This window comes from Pseudomonas sp. fls2-241-TYG-175 (assembly GCF_030209155.1).
Taxonomy (GTDB): domain Bacteria; phylum Pseudomonadota; class Gammaproteobacteria; order Pseudomonadales; family Pseudomonadaceae; genus Aquipseudomonas; species Aquipseudomonas viridiflava.
In genome coordinates this window covers 32589-49180 of sequence record NZ_JARVSO010000016.1, presented here as the reverse complement: position 1 = coordinate 49180, position 16592 = coordinate 32589, and the positions used below count along the sequence as shown (strand labels likewise).

Here is a 16592-nt window from a genome sequence, read left to right as displayed (position 1 = left end):
ATGAGTGTATGGCGTGTCACCCCGGATATCGATGCCCTGATGAAGGCGCAGAAGAACACCATCGGCGAAGTGCTTGATATCCGCTTCGAAGCCTTCACGGACGACTCCCTGACCGCCAGCATGGTGGTCGATCAGCGTACCCATCAACCCTTCGGCCTGCTGCACGGTGGCGCGTCGGTGGTGCTTGCCGAATCACTGGGTTCGATGGCCAGCTACCTGGTTGTGGATCCGGACAAGTTTTTCTGCGTTGGGCTTGAGGTCAACGCCAACCACCTGCGTGGCGTGCGTTCCGGACGCGTCACAGGCGTGGTAAAGCCGGTGCACCTGGGCCGTACGACCCATGTCTGGGACATTCGAATCACCACTGAAGAGGGCAAGCTGAGCTGTATTTCGCGGCTGACCGTCGCGGTGGTGCCACACGGGCAGGAACCGCCAGCTCGTTGACTAGCCTCGGGCTTCCGACACTTCGGCCTGTAAATGGCCGGAGTGACACCTTCGATGGCAGTTCCAATCGTTGTCGTAGTTTTGGCCCGGTGCGCACAATCAATACTCGTCCGGCCCTTGAGTCTATCGGCATGCCCCAGCCCGTGTTCTTCGCCCACGCCAATGGCTTTCCCTCGGCCACCTACGGCAAGTTGTTCGCTGCGCTGGGGCCTGAATATGCAGTGGCACATCTGGAACAGCATGCCCATGATCCGCGTTTTCCCGTGGACGACAACTGGCTGAATCTGGTCGATGAACTGATCCATCATTTGCGAGAGCAGGCCGAGCCGGTGTGGGGCGTGGGGCATTCGCTGGGCGGGTTGTTGCACCTGCATGCCGCCCTGCGTTGTCCCGAGCTTTACCGAGGGGTGGTGATGCTCGATTCGCCGGTACTGGGGCTGGCTGACCAGTTGTTCATCCGCGCTGCCAAGCGTCTTGGGTTCATTGACCGGATCACACCTGCGGGGCGAACGCTGGGGCGTCGGGAGGCCTTTGCCGATCTGGAATCTGCGCGGGCCTATTTTTCCAGCAAGACGCTGTTTCGCAGATTCGATCCGGAATGCCTGGATGCCTATCTGCAGCATGGCCTGCAACGGGATGGCGAGCAGTTGCGCCTGCGCTTCGATCCGGCCACTGAAATCAGTATCTACCGCAGCATTCCCCACACCAGCCCCGTTCCATCACGGCAGCTCAAGGTGCCGCTGGCAATGGTGCGTGGCAAGCACAGCCGTGTGATCATGCCGCACCATGGCTATCTGGCCAGACGCATGCGTGAAGGCGAATACCTGTCGATGCCGGGAGGGCACATGTTTCCACTGGAAAGGCCGGATGAAACGGCGCAGTTGCTCAAATCACTGTTCGCGCGCTGGGACGAACGCAATGCACGTCGTCACGCACAGAAAACTCCTGCATGAGGTGTGCTGTCGAGGAAGTGCGCCTGAGCCTCGGGCATGTCGAGCTTGCTGCGCATCTGTTCGGCCCCGAAGAAGGCACGCCGGTCATCGCGTTGCATGGCTGGCTCGACAACGCCAACAGCTTTGCCAGACTTGCCCCGAAGCTTGACGGCCTGCGTATCGTGGCACTGGATCTGGCCGGGCACGGTCACTCCGATCACCGACCGGCAGGTGCCGGCTATGCGTTGGCCGATTATGTGTTCGACGTCCTTCAGGTCGCCGAGCAGTTGGGCTGGTCGCGCTTCGCGCTGCTCGGGCATTCGTTGGGGGCAATCATTTCGGTCATGCTGGCTGGCGCGCTGCCCGAGCGAATTAGCCATCTTGCTTTGATCGACGGCCTGATCCCGCTGACAGGCGAGGCTGACTCTTCTGCCGAAAGGATGGGCGCTGCGCTGCAGGCGCAACTGGCATTGCCCGGCAAGAAAAAACCGGTTTATCAGGATCAGGACCGGGCCATTCAGGCGCGCATGAAGGGCGTGGTGGCAGTCAGCCGAGAGGCTGCCGAGTTGCTCGCGCAGCGCGGACTGATGCCGGTGCCGGGTGGATACACCTGGCGCAGCGACAGCCGCCTGACCCTGCCTTCTGCAACGCGCCTGACTCACGAACAGGCCATGGCGTTCATCAACAATGTGAAATGTCCGACGCAACTGGTCATCGCTCGCGAGGGCATGCTGGCAAAAAAGCACGACGTCATCGAGCGTCTGCCTTTCGGAATCGAAACCTTGCCGGGCGGCCATCACCTGCATCTGGATGACGAGGAGGGCGCGTGCGCTGTTGCACGCTGTTTCAATCGCTTCTTCGCTGCTTCTTGACTTGCGGTCGGCAACTGCCGACGCTGAGCAGGTTGAAACAGGAGCCAACCACGATGGATCAATCCTCCACTCTGCAAGATTGCCTTGTTGGCAATGCCCTTAACGTTTTCCTTTTGTCTGCCTGCCAATGAGAGCACTCATGCGTGTATCAAGTGTTCCATTCGTCGCACTCCTTGCGTCGGTCTTCAGTGCCATGGTGGGTGCTGCCGATCTGCCGGGCAGTCAGGATTTGCAGATTCTGCCGCGGCTGGCCGACTCTGAAATCGTCGACTATCGCCCCCGCGCCGAACTCGAACGTGTCTACCCGATGGGCTCGATCCGCAAGATCAGCGGCCAGTTGCGGTTCGATGGTCAGGTCAGTGCGCGAGGCAATCTGACGTCGGTTACCTATCAGCTGCCTGCCGAGCATTCTTCTGACGACGCATTCACCGCAGCGCGCGAAGCCTTGCAACAACAGGGTGCCGAGTTGCTGTTCTGGTGCCAGGCCCGCGACTGTGGCGAAAGCAGCCTGTGGGCCAACGAGGTATTCGGCAACTCCAAATTGTACGGCGCCGATGACCGGCAAGCGTATCTGCTGTTGCGCCTTGCTGAACCCGATACGGATACGCTGGTTGCGCTCTACAGCATTACCCGTGGCAATCGCCGTGCCTATCTGCATGTCGAGCAGTTCGAATCCGCCGCGCCGCTGGGCGATCTGTTGCCGACCTCGGCTACCTTGCTGCGTCAGCTCAAGAGCACCGGCAGGCTCGATCTGCCAAGGTTGAGTGGCGACCCTCAGGAGACCTGGGTGACGTTGATATCGCGCGGGCTCAACCTCGACAGCACATTGCGTGTCACCGTTTCCGGGGCCAGCGCGGCTGCATGGCGCGATGCGTTGATCGCCAAGGGTGTCCGTGCTGCACGACTGGAGACCGGCGGTGCCGATAAAAAGGGCGTGTCCATCGAAGTGATTCGCTAGCGTTCCATGTTCTGCTCGCGACGAATACGGCTGACGCGAGCCGTGTTCGTCTTTATGCTCGCCACTTCCGATTCCTTCTCGCAGGCCCTTCATGTTCAACAACGATCGTCTACTGGTTCAGATCCTGCTGCTGGCCCTGTTCGGCGCTTGCCTGTGGGTGATGGCGCCGTTCTGGTCGGCACTGGTCTGGGGCGCGGTGCTGGCGTTTGCCAGTTGGCCGTTGATGCGCCTGCTGACGCGCTGGTTCAAGGGGCGGGAATCGCTGGCCGCATTGGTCATGAGTCTATGCTGGCTGCTATTGGTGGCCGCGCCGCTGGTATGGTTGGGTTTCAATCTGGCTGACCACGTGCGTGATGCCACGGCGTTTGTCAAAGATGTTCAGGTCGATGGTCTGCCGGATCCGCCCACCTGGCTGGCAGGCATTCCGATCGTGGGTGAGCGGCTGGTGGGTTTCTGGACCACCATCGATCAGCAGGGCGCAGCCTTCATGACGACGGTCAAACCCTATTTGGGCGAAGTCGGTAACTGGTTGCTGGCGCGCAGTGCGCAAATCGGTGGCGGTATTCTCGAGCTGACCCTGAGCATCGTCTTTGCGTTTTTCTTCTACCGCGACGGCCCGCGTCTGGCGGCCTTCGTGCTCAGCCTGCTCGAGCGTCTGATCGGCGATCGAGCCCAGTATTATCTGGATCTGGTCGCTGGTACGGTTCAGCGCGTGGTCAACGGTGTGATCGGTACCGCTGCTGCCCAGGCGGTGCTGGCGCTGATCGGTTTCCTGATTGCAGGCATTCCCGGCGCGCTGGTGCTGGGTATTCTGACCTTCCTGTTCAGCCTTATCCCCATGGGCCCGCCGCTGGTCTGGCTGCCGGCCACCGCCTGGCTGGTGTGGCAGGGTGAGTACGGCATGGCCGTGTTCCTAGGCATCTGGGGCATGTTCGTCATCAGTGGCGTGGACAACGTGCTCAAGCCGTACCTGATCAGCCGGGGCGGCAACCTGCCGTTGGTGATTGTATTGTTGGGTGTTTTTGGCGGGCTGCTGGCGTTCGGTTTTATCGGTCTGTTCATCGGGCCGACTTTACTGGCGGTAGCTTATAGTCTGTTGACGGATTGGGTGGGCAGCGAGAGGGCGCGCACGCCGCGTTGAATTGACGTTCGCGCAGGCCAGCGACGTCGCAGGGCTAATACCTGTGGCGTCCGGGGCTCAATGACGCGGCAAATACAGCACTGCCGTCAGTCCTCCACCCGGTGTCTGTTCCAGCGACAATTCCCCCCCGATCCGTCGCGCTGCTTCACGGGCGATGGTCATGCCCATGCCGACGCCACCGGAGTTGCGATTGCGTGAACCTTCCAGTCGATAAAAGGGCTCGAACACGCTCTCATGCAGTTCAGGCGCAATGCCGGGGCCATGATCGACGACCGAAATCCTGACCCGATCAGCGCCGTCCTCAATCACGATCTTCGCGCTGCCTGCGTAGCGCAGGGCGTTATCGACAAGGTTCTGCAGGCATGAGCGCAGCGCCATGGGCTGGGTTTTCAGCGGCTTGCACTGGCCTTCGTATTGAACATCGTCGCCATTGTCCTGCGCGTTTTCAGCATGTGATTCGATCAGCGCCTGCAAATCCAGCTGTTGCAGGACTTCGGTTCTGCGGTGTTCGTTGAGGTACGCCAGGGTCGCGTCAAGCATGTTGATCATGTCGTTGAGGTCCTGGGTCATCTGCCCGTGCAGCCTGGGATCCTCGATCTGTTCGACACGCAGCTTGAGCCGCGACAGGGGCGTGCGGAGGTCATGAGAGACCGCTGCCAGCATGCGCCCGCGTTGCTGCATCTGCTCACGGAGCTTGTGCTGCATCAGGTTGAAGGTCTGCGCCGCCTGACGTGCTTCGCGCGGGCCGGAGATTTCCAGCGGCGGGCTGTCGAGGTTTTCACTCAGGCGTTCGGCGGCTTCGCTCAATCGCTGCACAGGACGACTCAGGGCCTTGGCGCCATACCACGCTGCGATGATCAGCGTAATGAACTGAAAGATCAGTGGCACGACAGGACCGCCCAGTAGTGGTGGTCTGGGCGGTCTGCGTCGCTCGTCCGGATAATCCGGCCTGCTCTGATCGTGCTGGACAGAAAGTTCACCCCCTGGCGGAGGCTGCATCGGGTGCATGCCGTAATTCATGAACCAAATGAACGCCAGCAGGTGAGCGAGCAGAATGGCCAATAGCGCGCCACCGAAGAGGCGGGCGAAGAGCGTATCGAACCTGCGGATCAACCCAGGTCCCTGGCATCGAACAGATAGCCTTCGCCGCGTACGGTCTTGATCAGTTGCGGGTTCTTCGGGTCGTCAGCCAGCTTTTGGCGCAGGCGCGAGACCAGCAGGTCGATGCTGCGATCAAATGCCTCGATGGAGCGGCCTCGGGCGGCATCCAACAATTGCTCGCGGCTCAGTACGCGATGCGGACGTTCTATGAACACCCGAAGCAGGCGAAACTCGGCGTTCGACAGTGGCACCACAAGGCCGTCAGGCGCGATCAACTGGCGCAGGACACTATTCAAGCGCCAAGTGTTGAAGCGAATCGTGCTGCGCTGATCGCTGCGTTCATCGCGGACCCGGCGCAGGACTGTCTGAATGCGTGCTACCAGTTCGCGGGGCTCGAACGGCTTGGCCATGTAGTCGTCTGCACCCAGTTCCAGGCCGATGATTCGGTCGGTGGGTTCGCAACGGGCGGTCAGCATCAGGATGGGGATGTCCGAGGTGCTGCGTAGCCAGCGGCACAGCGACAGGCCGTCTTCGCCGGGCAACATCAGGTCCAGCACGACTACGTCGAAGCTTTCTTCGCTAAGGGCAAGACGCATCTGGGCACCGTCAGTCACGCCGCGTGCCTGAATATTGAAGCGCGTCAGGTAATCGCACAGCAGTTCACGGATCGCCACGTCGTCATCGACGATCAGGGCGCGCACTGCCCAGCGCTGCTCGGGGGCGGTAGTGTCGGATGAATTCTCGGTGAATGCCTGCATAGTGCCTGTGCTGCCTGTTGATGCTGCCATGGTTGGCCGCTGTTGATGATTCAGGCTCCCGTCATACCGATTCGCCGGGAGGCGCGGCAAGAGGGTGGCGCTTCTGATTGTCATCGGCATGTCGGGAATGTATCAGAGTTGATACACCTCAGAATTTTTACCTCATTTCTGTGCCTGCACCTAGCGTTTCCAACAGTATCGACAACGCCGCTGTCCACGTTAAATGGCGTCTGTACGGTCGCGCAGACGCAGTGTTACTGCGTGCCGGCAGGTCGCCTTCTCGGTCATGAAAAGTCCGTTCAGGCCCATGTGTCATTGCCCGTCGGTCCGGCGGGTCTTCGTCAGGGAGACGCATTGATGACTGTATCAAAACCTCAACCCGAACTGACCGCCGCTGAGCAGGCGCGGCAGTCCTATCGAAAAAAACGTTCCGAGGGTTCACAGAAAAAGGTGGACCTGGATCAGCCCGACGTCGATGGCGTGCTCGGGTTTATTGATGGAGATGAAAGGTACCTCTGGCCCAGAACTCAGTGGGGAAACGACTGGACGATCAGGATTCCGAACTCTGTACAACTGAACCCTTATGAACAACTGCATTTCTTCATGAATGGAGATCGACTGGATGTTATCAACCTGCCTGATCCAGTGACCCCTGCCATTCGCGAATATGTGATACCCGCAGATAAATTCGAATCCGAAGGCGTCTATAAGATTGAATATCTGCACGCAAATAGTGATGGCAACACAATTGGTTCGGCTTCCCGGTCAGTGACTGTCGACCACACGGCGCCCAACGGAAACATTCCCGGGCAGACTCCCGGCTTGCCGCAAGACGTCATCGGTAACGGCCTTACACTGGCGTACTTCGATGCTCATGCGACGCTTGATATCAGTATTCCTCGTACCAGCGATATCATTGCCGGGGATGATATTCGATTGTATTGGGGGGCGGTCGGTCCAAAAAGCATGGCCGATCCGATAGACCACATCGAATCCATTACCGTCTCAAAGGATCAAGCCTTGCCAGGAGATGGTGACCCGGTCATAAGCCTTGACGCTGATCTCGTCAAAACGCTTCAGGATGGCTCGATCGCAGTGCTTTATCGCTATGTCGATCGAACCGGCAACCTGGGTCAGCCCTCAAGGTGGCAGGAGATCTACGTTGATCTTGATCCGTCGCCGGAAAGTCTTGTGGCGCCGCTGGTACCGCTGGCAGATGATGGTTTGATCGATCGTGCCGACGCGCGTCTGGGCGTGTACGTGGAAATTCCCGCGCCGGGTTACGGCAACCCGCAACCAGGCAAGGACATGATTGAGGTCAATTGGGAAAACACCACGGTTCCAGCGGTGCCTCTGTCAACCTTTCCGATGTCGATTTTCATTGACTGGCCTACGTTGTCGGCAGAAGGAGCGCTGGACGCGCGCAGCTTCAAAGTGAGTTATAGCGTGGTCCGGGGCGCTGCCAAGACAAAATCTCAGGAAATTGACATCTCTGTGGATTTCACCGTGGCAGGTGTCAATCCAGATCCGGATCCGGATCCCGAAGGGCCTGATCCGATAAATGACAAGCTGCCACCGGTGGTCATCAAGAGCCGCGGGCCTGTAGATAACGAGCTAAGCGAGGAGGACAAGGGGCAGGATGCCAAGGCGCTGGTGACGCCAAATCCTGTGATCGCCGGACAGAGCCTGCGTCTGTTCTGGGGGGCGCTGATACCTCATGTCGATGAGGTGGTTATTACCGACCCGCCCGCCGATCCCGTTGAGTTCACAGTGCCTTGGGACAAAATCCAGCAAGGTGGCTACAACGAACAATTACCGGTCTATTACAGCACCTGGAATGGCGTCAACGAGCAACAATCCCCGCGTACCCTGGTAAAGGTGACTATCGTCGAGTCGGAAGAACTCGCCGATGTAGAGTTTCCAGACCGGTATTCCGGAGGAAATCCGGCCATTCCGGTGATCAACTGCTGCTCGAAACCCTGGGACGGAATCAAAGCCAGGATCCCGGGGGATCGGGTGAGTTTCGAAGTGGGTAACACGGTTGATGTCAGCTGGCAGGCATACGATGACTCGCAAGGTAACTCGCCTATTCCTGGAACGGCCTATTCGGCGCCCACTGTAACGCTGGATGACGACGCAGTGAGAAACGGTTTTACCATCACGGTGCCTTATACCGATTACATCGAGCCCATCGTGACGCGTGGCAGTGGCCGCGTCACCTATGTGTTGAAGAAATCGCCAACCCAGATAAGTGTCAAATCGACCCTGGTCGTTGTAACGCGCGTACTGCCAGGCGAGTTAAACCTGTGCACACGGGAAGAACCGGGAGTTTGCGATATCCCCGATCTCGCTGAATGACGGCCTGCGACGCGGCGTGACGATTGAACTGTAGTGAATACGGCAATACCTGAGGATTGTAGGGGGGTGGGTATTGCCGATTTTGATTCAAAGGGTCGCGAAATCGAGGCGTCCATCCTTTCTGTTGCGGGCCACCCGATTTAACTAAGCCGATGAATTTATAGTTCAAAACGTTCTGTTGCGTTGAATTCCAGGCTTTAAACTTAGAGGCTGACGGCATTATTACGTAGGACGAGTCCTACAATAGCATCAGATTGGTCTTGCATAAGTTTGAGGTGCAAGCATGTAGTCTGCGCGGCCGCTCACTTATGAAGGGCCCGGCTGGCATTACCCGATGCGTATCAGCCGCCCATGGCCTCAAGGATATTATGTATGTCGATCGCCGATTTGTTCATTCGTCGCCCCTTGCCGGCTGCGATCAACCTGACGTCGCTCTTGCCGGTTTTTCTCTTCAGCCATACGGCGCTGGGTGCCACTATTCCAGTCAAGGGCGTTCTGGACATTGATCGACTCAGCAATAGTAATAACTACATCGTGACCGAGGGGGGAACGCTGAATGTCAAAGGTGGAACCCAGCACGGCTCGGTCATTGTGCGGAACTCCACCTTGACGATGACCGCCGGATCCTCGATCGAGTACGCCGATTTGTCGTTCGGCTCATCGTTTACGATGACAGGCTCGACGGTCAGAAGCGGAACGACGTTGAACGAAAGCCAGGGAACGATCGTCGACAGTACATTGCTCAACAGCACGGGTAGCGGCCTTTCCCTTATAAGGCAGTCAAGCAATACCTTCGGCTCGACCGTGACCCTGACCAACAGCACCAGCACTGGCGTGACTGCCGGGGCTTCGGTGACGCACTTCAGCCTGCTCAATTTGCAGAACTCGACGTTGACCGGCAACGGTACCAGCGGTTTGGGCCTGCGACTGATTGCAGGCGCGGCCGAGGCGAGCGGCAGTAGCATTACCGGTACTAAGCAGGGTGTGCTGGTCGTCGCAGAACAGGGTTACAGGGAGGGTTCGTTGAGCCTCGATGCCAGCCAGGTGACCGGGCAGACCGGTGCTGCAATCAGGGTCGCACAATCGAACCCGACAAGCGCTCTACCCATCGCCGTCATCAATGTGAATAACGGTTCCACCTTGACGGGCGGCAACGGAAATATCCTCGAAACCGCGGACGGGTCGCACGCTACCCTGAACGTCAACGACAGCCGCCTGAACGGTAATGTCCAGGTTGATGCCAGCAGTACGGCCACCGTCAATCTGAACCAGAGTAGCCTCACGGGCGATATCGTTGCCGAGTCCGGCGGTACGGCCAATGTGCGACTGGACAACGGCTCTCTACTGACCGGTCGTCTTGAAAACACTCGCAGTGTAGCTGTCGGCAACGGGTCGCAGTGGACGATGGTCGACAACGGCAACGTCGAAAACCTCGTGATGAACGGCGGTGCCGTCCAGCTCGGCGAGGCTGCCGCGTTTTACACCCTTTCGGTCGCCAATCTGTCTGGCAGCGGCACCTTCAGGATGGATGTGGACTTCGGCGGGGCGCAAACCGATTTTATCGACATCACTGGCAGCGCGACGGGCAGCCACCAGTTGCTGGTCGGCAGTACTGGCAGCGATCCGACTACCGACACCAGTCTGCATGTGGTACATGCTCAAGCGGGTGATGCCAGTTTCGCGCTGGTCGGCGGACGCGTGGACCTGGGCACCTGGTCTTATGACCTGATCAAGCAGGGCGACAACGACTGGTATCTGGACGCTACTACCCGCACGATCGGTCCTGCACCGCAGACAGTTCTGGCCCTGTTCAACGCCGCACCTACCGTGTGGTACGGCGAGTTGAGCAGTCTGCGCACACGTATGGGTGAGCTGCGCGCCAATGGTGGGCGCTCAGGCGTCTGGATGAGGTCTTACGGCAATAAATTCAATGTGGCCAATGCATCCGGCTTCGGCTACAAACAGGTGCAGCACGGAACTGCTTTGGGAGCGGACGGCAGCATACCGACCTCTAACGGGCAATGGCTGGCAGGGGTGATGGCTGGGCAAAGCACGTCCGACCTGGATCTGGATCTGGGAGCCAACGGCAAGGTTGACAGTTATTACGTGGGCGCCTACAGCACCTGGCTGGACAGCCAGAGCGGCTATTATCTGGACGGCGTGATCAAGCTCAACCGCTTCAATAACAAGGCGCGAGTGAATCTCAGTGATGGTACGCGCACCAAGGGGGACTACAGCAATTCCGGCGTTGGTGCGTCCGTTGAGTTTGGGCGTCACATCAAACTGGACGGCAGCTATTACGTCGAGCCCTATACCCAACTGATCGGGGCATTCATCGAAGGCAAGGATTACGAGCTGGATAACGGTCTGCGTGCCGAGGGTGATTCGACCCGCTCGCTGTTGGGCAAGGTGGGTGTCACGACAGGGCGCAACTTCGATATGGGGCAGGGCCGGATCGTTCAGCCATATCTGCGCGTCGCGCTGGCACATGAGTTCGTCAAAAGCAACGAAGTGAAAGTGAACGAAAACCGGTTCGACAATGACATTTCCGGTTCACGCGGTGAGCTGGGAGCTGGCGTCGCCGTTGCGTTTTCCGAGCGGCTGGAGGCGCACATGGACTTCGAATACAGCAATGGCAGCAGCATTGAGCAGCCTTGGGGTGCCAACGTCGGACTCAGGTACAACTGGTAATCGCCAGAAATTTCTACCGCATCCAAAGGGAAGGCCAGCAGGTCTTCCCTTTTTTCGTATGTCTCTCATCGACGACCTAGCAGATCTGCCAGTGTTTACGACACGGGTCAGCGTGTTAAATCTGGATCTTGAAGAATTGATGCCGATTTCATGACGCTATGAAACGGATGGTGAGGGTGCACATGACCGACTCCACTCCAAAGCAAGAACTCGCGTTGCCCGTTGTCGCCGATTTGATGGCTGACGATTCCCGATGGGACGAAACGGGTCTGCTGCCCGCCAGCATGGCGACCTCGCCCTTGCGGATCGAAGTGCCTGCCTGGGGATACACCCCCAAGCCCAATGAGCGTTTTTATCTCAACATATTATGGGATGAAAAGCTGCTTGACAGACGGGAGCTGGATGGCGAGGTGCCTACCTTGCCTGCGAACGATCTGATCTTCGACATACCTGTTGCGCAATTGACCCAAGGGGCGCATGAGCTTCATTACGTTGTGGTCAATTCAGATGGCAACTCGAACGATTCGTTGAGACAGATCGTTACGGTGGATGTGATCGCTCCTGTACTGAACGCCGCCTCCGGCCAGTTGGAGTTCGACACTGCGACTATCACAGAACAGTATCTGCACGACCACGACAATAAGGTCATTGGCATTGTGCCTGCTTACAGTGGCGGCAAGGCAGGTGATGTGGTGACTTGGTACTGGAGTGAAAATGCCTTCAATTTCAGTGACGCTGACGTGGTTTCAACCAGGATCCTCGAGCGAGAAGAAGTGGGCAAGCCGGTCGCGCTCGAGTTTGGTGGTGACATGATTCTGTCGCGCCAGGACGGAACGCGTTACGCGTTCTACAGACTCCGCGATCGGGCGGGCAATCTCAGCCCGTATTCCCACCCCTTTGAACTTGAGGTCAAGGCCCAGCCTGCACCTCGCGTACTGCCTCCCCCGAGAGTCACACAAGCGACTGGCTCGGCAGCAACCAGCACGCTCGACCCGATAAATGCCATCCACGGCGCCACGGTAACAATACCTGACGACGCTGTGATCCGTGCCGGAGAAACAGTCTCGGTGCAGTGGGCGGAGCCAAAGAGCGTGGGTTCCTATCTCACGCCAAAGAAGGATGCGAGGGAGTTCACCATCCCGTCCACCTGCATCGCGCAGCACTTCGGAAAATCAATTCCGGTCTATTACGAGGTGCACGAAAGCGGTGTCGCGGATCCTCACATTTCGAACACTCACACCTTGAGGGTGTCGACGATCAGCGGCTTTCCCGTGGTGCAGTGCGACAAGGTTTCGGGCGGGCGGTTGAGTCTGAGCAGCATTGCAGATGGCGGAAGGGCCCTTTTTACGCTGGGTAGCTGGCCGTTCATGGACACCAGCCAATTCATCAACATTCAGGTTGTCGGCCTGAGTGTCGGGGGACAGAACCTGACCATTGATGTCTTGAAAGAGTCTCCGGTCCCCCATGTCGCCGATACCATCGATGTCGGGCACATCACCAAAACCGACCTGCAACGTTTCAAGACAGGTGGTCTGCTGGAAGTGCGCACGAAGGTGAGTTTCGATGAGAAAGTCAGCTGGCTGCCATTCGGGTCGCTGAGGCCGACGCTGTCCAACTGATCCGGAAAGTCGGCTATCGAGCGCTCACCACTACCGGTAGGTCATCGTGAAACTGAGCGCTCCTTTTGCCAGCCCCGGACGAATCTCGCTTCTGGTATGGGTCTGGTAGAAACGGACATTGAAATTGAGCGTGGTGCTGCCCGGCATAATCGTGACCAGAGGCACTTCTGCCTGCAGCTCCATCGGCGTAACACCATCTGCCTTGAGGATCTGAATCCCCATGCCCTCTGCTCCCGAATCGCTCGTCAGGCTGAAAATGCCGTTGCTGGCCGGCCCAATAGGTGTTGAGCCATTGACGCCGTCCAACTCGATGTGTGCGGTGCTCACGAACGCGCCGCTGGCATCGGTCTCGCAATTGCTCAGGGCAATGCTGAAAGGAACCGGGGGAGTGGTAAAGCCTGGTCCTGTAAAGTCCGAGCTGTCCCATTCACCCAGTTGTACCGGATCTGCACTGACCGGGTTGCTGCCTACAGTGCACTGAGCCTGGATGATGGTGCCGACCAGTCCATATCTCATGATCCTGCCCAGCGTCGTGACGCTGCCGGACCAGAGTTCGCCACCGTCCAGTTGATGCGGGCCAGGCGGGATCGGTCCGGTCTTCACCAGTGTGATCACATTAGTCAGGTACGTCATGCTGAGCGAAGTCAGCATCTGCTGGTGGTCGTTGATCCCGAGGTAGGGCACCGTCGGATTTCCCCCCACCGGTAAGAAGCAATTGGCGCAAGGGCCAAACGGGGTAGTGAACGGATAACCCAGTTTGATCCTGACACCGACGCCTGGAATATTGGTTTGCACTATTTTGCCGGTTACATCTTCACCATTGATCGGGTCGATTACGCCCGGAAAGATCGGTGCAGTTGCGACCGCGTTGAATTCGAGAAGCACCGTGCCGTTGTTGCCACAGGCGGCGTGCAGGTTGGCAAGATCAGTGCTTCTCGCGCTCATGTCCACCGTACCGATAACGCTGCCGATGCGTGCATCCCGGGGGATATACAGCGTGCCGATGTCGCGACGGAAGTCTTTGATTCCAGGGGTAGAAACCCAGTAACAATCGTTGTTGGGGTTTTGCTTTTGCGGTTGTGCCTGGACGCTGGCACCGTAGAGGACACCAAGGGCGATCAGGCCCCGTGTCAGGCGCTTCATTGGGTCGTTCATCAAGTATTCCTTGGCGGCGGGCGGTTTGACGGTGTCGGTTGCGTGGCGATCAGGTGCAGGTCAGCTCTTGCAAGCGATAGCCATCGGTCTGCGGCATGCTTGCTGGATCAATGTGCAGTTGGCATTGCGGCTCGCCTTGTTCGCCCCAGCGCACGTCAAGGGTCTGCGGTCGGGCGTCAGTGGCGATCAGGACCTGTCCACCCTGGCCGGCAATTCCCAGCGGCTTTCCGGTTGCATCGCTGATCCGGGCTCCGAATGGCAAAGGCTGACCCCCGGCGGTCCGGGCGGTAATGATCAGTCGCGTGACCGTACGGGCAGCGAAGGTGGTCTTGATCACGGCCCCTCGTGTGGGAACCACTTGAGCGCTGCCGTTTTCGATTTCGACTTCCGGGCCGAGCTGATCGGTCTGCAGAGCAATCTGGTTGTACCTGTAGGGGCGCAGATAGGGGACCAACGCGTAGCCCTGGCGGTTTGTTTCGACCCCTGTGGCGTTGAGAATGCCGACACCTGGCGTGCCAGGCACTTGCACCAGCGCAATGGTGTCGCCCAGATTGGGTCCCAGCTCGATGCCGTCGGCGTGGAGCAGAACGGCGCCATTGGCGTTGATCGATGTGCTGCGATAACCGGTACCTTGAGTGACGCCTGCACCAACGCTGCCGAAAGCGGCCTGGTAGCCTGCCGAAAGCCCGACGCTGCGTTGGTGCCCGTCGTCACTGCTCAGGCTGGTTCGGTAGCTGAGGCGGTTATCGTCAAGGCTGCCACTCAGGCTCGCTCTTTGACTGTGACGGCTGCCGCTGCTTTGCATATCGAACGTGACATTGCTGGAATGACCAATGTCCAGAGGCATTGACAGACTGAGACCGATTTGCCGATCGCTGTTGCGATTGCGCCCCTCGCTCAGCGATTGCGAGGCATACAGGTTATAGGTGATGCCGGCATATCGAGTGTTGAAGTTGAATTGATACTGGCGTTGCTCACTCCGGGTACCCCAGTAGTCCTGTTGTGACAGCGTCATGCCGAGGCTGCTGCGTGACCCGATCCGTTGATGAATGGACGCTTCCAGACGGCTGCGTCTGCTGCCGCTGAACGTGTTGCTCTGGTCGCGTTGGCGCACAGCTTCGTCGAAGTCCCGATACCCTTCGGTGGAGTAGCGATAACCCGCGAAACGCAGGCTTGTGTCGGTCGCGAATGCCTTGCCGTATTTGATCGCATAACTCATGCCTTGCACGCTGTTCTCATCAAGCCGGTCTGTATCGGCACGCGAATGGGTGAGGTCGAAGGCCAGGGCACCCAGCTGTCCCATGTCCCTTGATATTCCGAGCGCTCCGGCGTGATAGATATCACTGGTCATCAAGCCACCATAAAGCGTCGAGTTCCAGCCGATACCCATGGCCAAAGTGCCTTGCCACAGCCAGGGCTGTTCGCTGTCCCGAGCGCCGTTGTAACGTCCGAGCGCAGCGCTGTACCTCCATACGCCTTCGCGCAGCAGATTGCTGATCGTGGCGTAGGGCTGGATAAAGCGCCGGACCTGCCCATCGGCCTCGGTCAGCACGACTTCCAGTTCGCCGCTGCCTGCTGTGGTCAGATCTTCAATCACATAGGGGCCCGCACTGACGTAGGTTGAATAGATCGGATAGCCGTTTTGAAGCACTTCCAGTTTGGCGCGGCTTTGTGCAACACCACGGATCACCGGTGCGTAGCCTTGAAGCGCATCCGGCAGCATTTCCTGATCGGTCCTGATGAGCGCCCCTTCTATCGGCACGCTTGCGAAGACGTCACCTGCGGTATAGGTCTCGCCCAGGGTCAGGTTCGCATGAGTACCGGGCAGATCCCGCTGTGCATAGGCGTAGGCCCGTTTCCATTGGCGGCCTCCTTCTTCATCGTGGCGTATGCTTTGATTGCTGCGCAGTCGCCAGGCACCCAGATTGATCCCGCTATTGAGGTAGAGGTCAGCGCTGTTGCGCCTTCCGGTATGGGTTGCGGTGCTTTGCTGGGCTGACGCCTGATAGCTGAAAAACGCAGCGTTGATACCATGATCCCAGAGGGCTGGATCGACCTGGCCGATCATGTCGCGGCGCATGGCAACCTGCGGGACGGAGAGTGACAACTGGAGCCTGCCGCCGTCGAATTCGATTTGTGATCCCGGGACCAGCCGCAGCAGGTCGACGCACTGCTCTTGCAACAAGGCAGGTTCAGCAAGGCTTTCAACCCGAAGCCCCATCTGTTCCAGCATTGGGCTGGAGAAACATGGCAAAAGACCTTCGTCCGTCGGCCGTTGGATAAAACGGATTTGTCTCTGGCCGAAATAGCGCGTGTTCACGTAGATCTCTATCCAGTAGTTTCCCGGGACCAGATCCTGAGTGTCGGTGAGCGAATCGAGCGCCTGTACGCCCGCATCGCTGGAATAACCGGGGCCCTGACGCAGGAAGCCTGACTGGAACTGGAGCGTAGCCGCATCACTGGAGCTCGGCTTCAGGATCAGGGCACCGCTTCCGCATACCAATAACAGGCGCATGAAACGCAGGCGCACCGGTATGAGCCCGGATTCGGGTAATAGCGTCAT

12 protein-coding genes are annotated in these 16592 nt (G+C 58.6%); 8 read left to right on the top strand and 4 right to left on the bottom strand.

The annotated features are described in order from the left end of the window. From QRN20_RS13200 to QRN20_RS13180, 5 genes are all read left to right on the top strand, one after another. Positions 1-444 (top strand): hotdog fold thioesterase, encoded by a 444-nt coding sequence (locus QRN20_RS13200; RefSeq protein ID WP_096767767.1) that lies wholly within the window; start codon positions 1-3, stop codon positions 442-444. A gap of 131 nt (positions 445-575) precedes the next feature. Further along, complete coding sequence (locus QRN20_RS13195) at positions 576-1397, top strand: alpha/beta fold hydrolase (RefSeq protein ID WP_029243911.1); 822 nt, start codon at positions 576-578, stop codon at positions 1395-1397. After that, entirely contained in the window at positions 1394-2248 is an 855-nt protein-coding gene (locus QRN20_RS13190; protein ID WP_122418855.1) for an alpha/beta hydrolase, read from the top strand. The genes QRN20_RS13195 and QRN20_RS13190 overlap by 4 nt, the downstream gene beginning before the upstream one ends. Positions 2249-2375: 127 nt before the next feature. Next, positions 2376-3206 (top strand): DUF4892 domain-containing protein, encoded by an 831-nt coding sequence (locus QRN20_RS13185; RefSeq protein WP_080665301.1) that lies wholly within the window; start codon positions 2376-2378, stop codon positions 3204-3206. Positions 3207-3297: 91 nt separating this feature from the next. Then, positions 3298-4347, top strand: a complete 1050-nt coding sequence (locus QRN20_RS13180) for an AI-2E family transporter (protein WP_029243914.1) — start codon at positions 3298-3300, stop codon at positions 4345-4347. Between the two features lie 57 nt (positions 4348-4404). Here the strand turns inward: QRN20_RS13180 and QRN20_RS13175 are convergent, their stop codons facing one another. Both QRN20_RS13175 and QRN20_RS13170 read right to left on the bottom strand, forming a co-directional pair. Next, positions 4405-5460, bottom strand: a complete 1056-nt coding sequence (locus QRN20_RS13175) for a sensor histidine kinase (RefSeq protein WP_029243915.1) — start codon at positions 5458-5460, stop codon at positions 4405-4407. After that, positions 5457-6206: a response regulator gene (locus QRN20_RS13170; protein ID WP_029243916.1), complete on the bottom strand. Its 750-nt coding sequence runs from the start codon at positions 6204-6206 to the stop codon at positions 5457-5459. Before QRN20_RS13170 ends, QRN20_RS13175 begins: the two co-directional genes overlap by 4 nt. A gap of 357 nt (positions 6207-6563) precedes the next feature. On the opposite strand from QRN20_RS13170, the gene QRN20_RS13165 reads away from it, so the two are divergent. The 3 genes from QRN20_RS13165 (at position 6564) to QRN20_RS13155 (ending at position 12874) form a co-directional block, all read left to right on the top strand. Further along, positions 6564-8564 carry a hypothetical protein gene (locus QRN20_RS13165; protein WP_285360532.1) on the top strand — a complete coding sequence of 667 codons (2001 nt, stop codon included), beginning with the start codon at positions 6564-6566 and terminating at the stop codon, positions 8562-8564. A gap of 372 nt (positions 8565-8936) precedes the next feature. Further along, a complete protein-coding gene (locus QRN20_RS13160) occupies positions 8937-11255 on the top strand; it encodes an autotransporter outer membrane beta-barrel domain-containing protein (protein WP_029243918.1) in 2319 nt (772 codons plus the stop codon). 182 nt (positions 11256-11437) lie between these two features. Beyond that, positions 11438-12874, top strand: a complete 1437-nt coding sequence (locus tag QRN20_RS13155) for a hypothetical protein (protein WP_032664240.1) — start codon at positions 11438-11440, stop codon at positions 12872-12874. A 30-nt stretch (positions 12875-12904) separates the two neighbouring features. On the opposite strand, the gene QRN20_RS13150 is transcribed toward QRN20_RS13155, so the two are convergent. Continuing rightward, a complete protein-coding gene (locus QRN20_RS13150; RefSeq protein ID WP_502942161.1) occupies positions 12905-14017 on the bottom strand; it encodes a fimbrial protein in 1113 nt (370 codons plus the stop codon). A gap of 61 nt (positions 14018-14078) precedes the next feature. Beyond that, complete coding sequence (locus QRN20_RS13145) at positions 14079-16592, bottom strand: fimbria/pilus outer membrane usher protein (protein ID WP_285360529.1); 2514 nt, start codon at positions 16590-16592, stop codon at positions 14079-14081.

Bases quoted from the DNA above. Each gene is read 5' to 3' on its own strand.
- QRN20_RS13200 (WP_096767767.1), top strand. From the start codon at position 1: ATGAGTGTATGGCGTGTCACCCCGGATATCGATGCCCTGATGAAGGCG.
- QRN20_RS13195 (WP_029243911.1), top strand. From the start codon at position 576: ATGCCCCAGCCCGTGTTCTTCGCCCACGCCAATGGCTTTCCCTCGGCC.
- QRN20_RS13190 (WP_122418855.1), top strand. From the start codon at position 1,394: ATGAGGTGTGCTGTCGAGGAAGTGCGCCTGAGCCTCGGGCATGTCGAG.
- QRN20_RS13185 (WP_080665301.1), top strand. From the start codon at position 2,376: ATGAGAGCACTCATGCGTGTATCAAGTGTTCCATTCGTCGCACTCCTT.
- QRN20_RS13180 (WP_029243914.1), top strand. From the start codon at position 3,298: ATGTTCAACAACGATCGTCTACTGGTTCAGATCCTGCTGCTGGCCCTG.
- QRN20_RS13170 (WP_029243916.1), bottom strand. From the start codon at position 6,206: ATGCAGGCATTCACCGAGAATTCATCCGACACTACCGCCCCCGAGCAG.
- QRN20_RS13165 (WP_285360532.1), top strand. From the start codon at position 6,564: ATGACTGTATCAAAACCTCAACCCGAACTGACCGCCGCTGAGCAGGCG.
- QRN20_RS13160 (WP_029243918.1), top strand. From the start codon at position 8,937: ATGTCGATCGCCGATTTGTTCATTCGTCGCCCCTTGCCGGCTGCGATC.
- QRN20_RS13155 (WP_032664240.1), top strand. From the start codon at position 11,438: ATGACCGACTCCACTCCAAAGCAAGAACTCGCGTTGCCCGTTGTCGCC.
- QRN20_RS13150 (WP_502942161.1), bottom strand. From the start codon at position 14,017: ATGAAGCGCCTGACACGGGGCCTGATCGCCCTTGGTGTCCTCTACGGT.
- QRN20_RS13145 (WP_285360529.1), bottom strand. From the start codon at position 16,592: ATGACGCTATTACCCGAATCCGGGCTCATACCGGTGCGCCTGCGTTTC.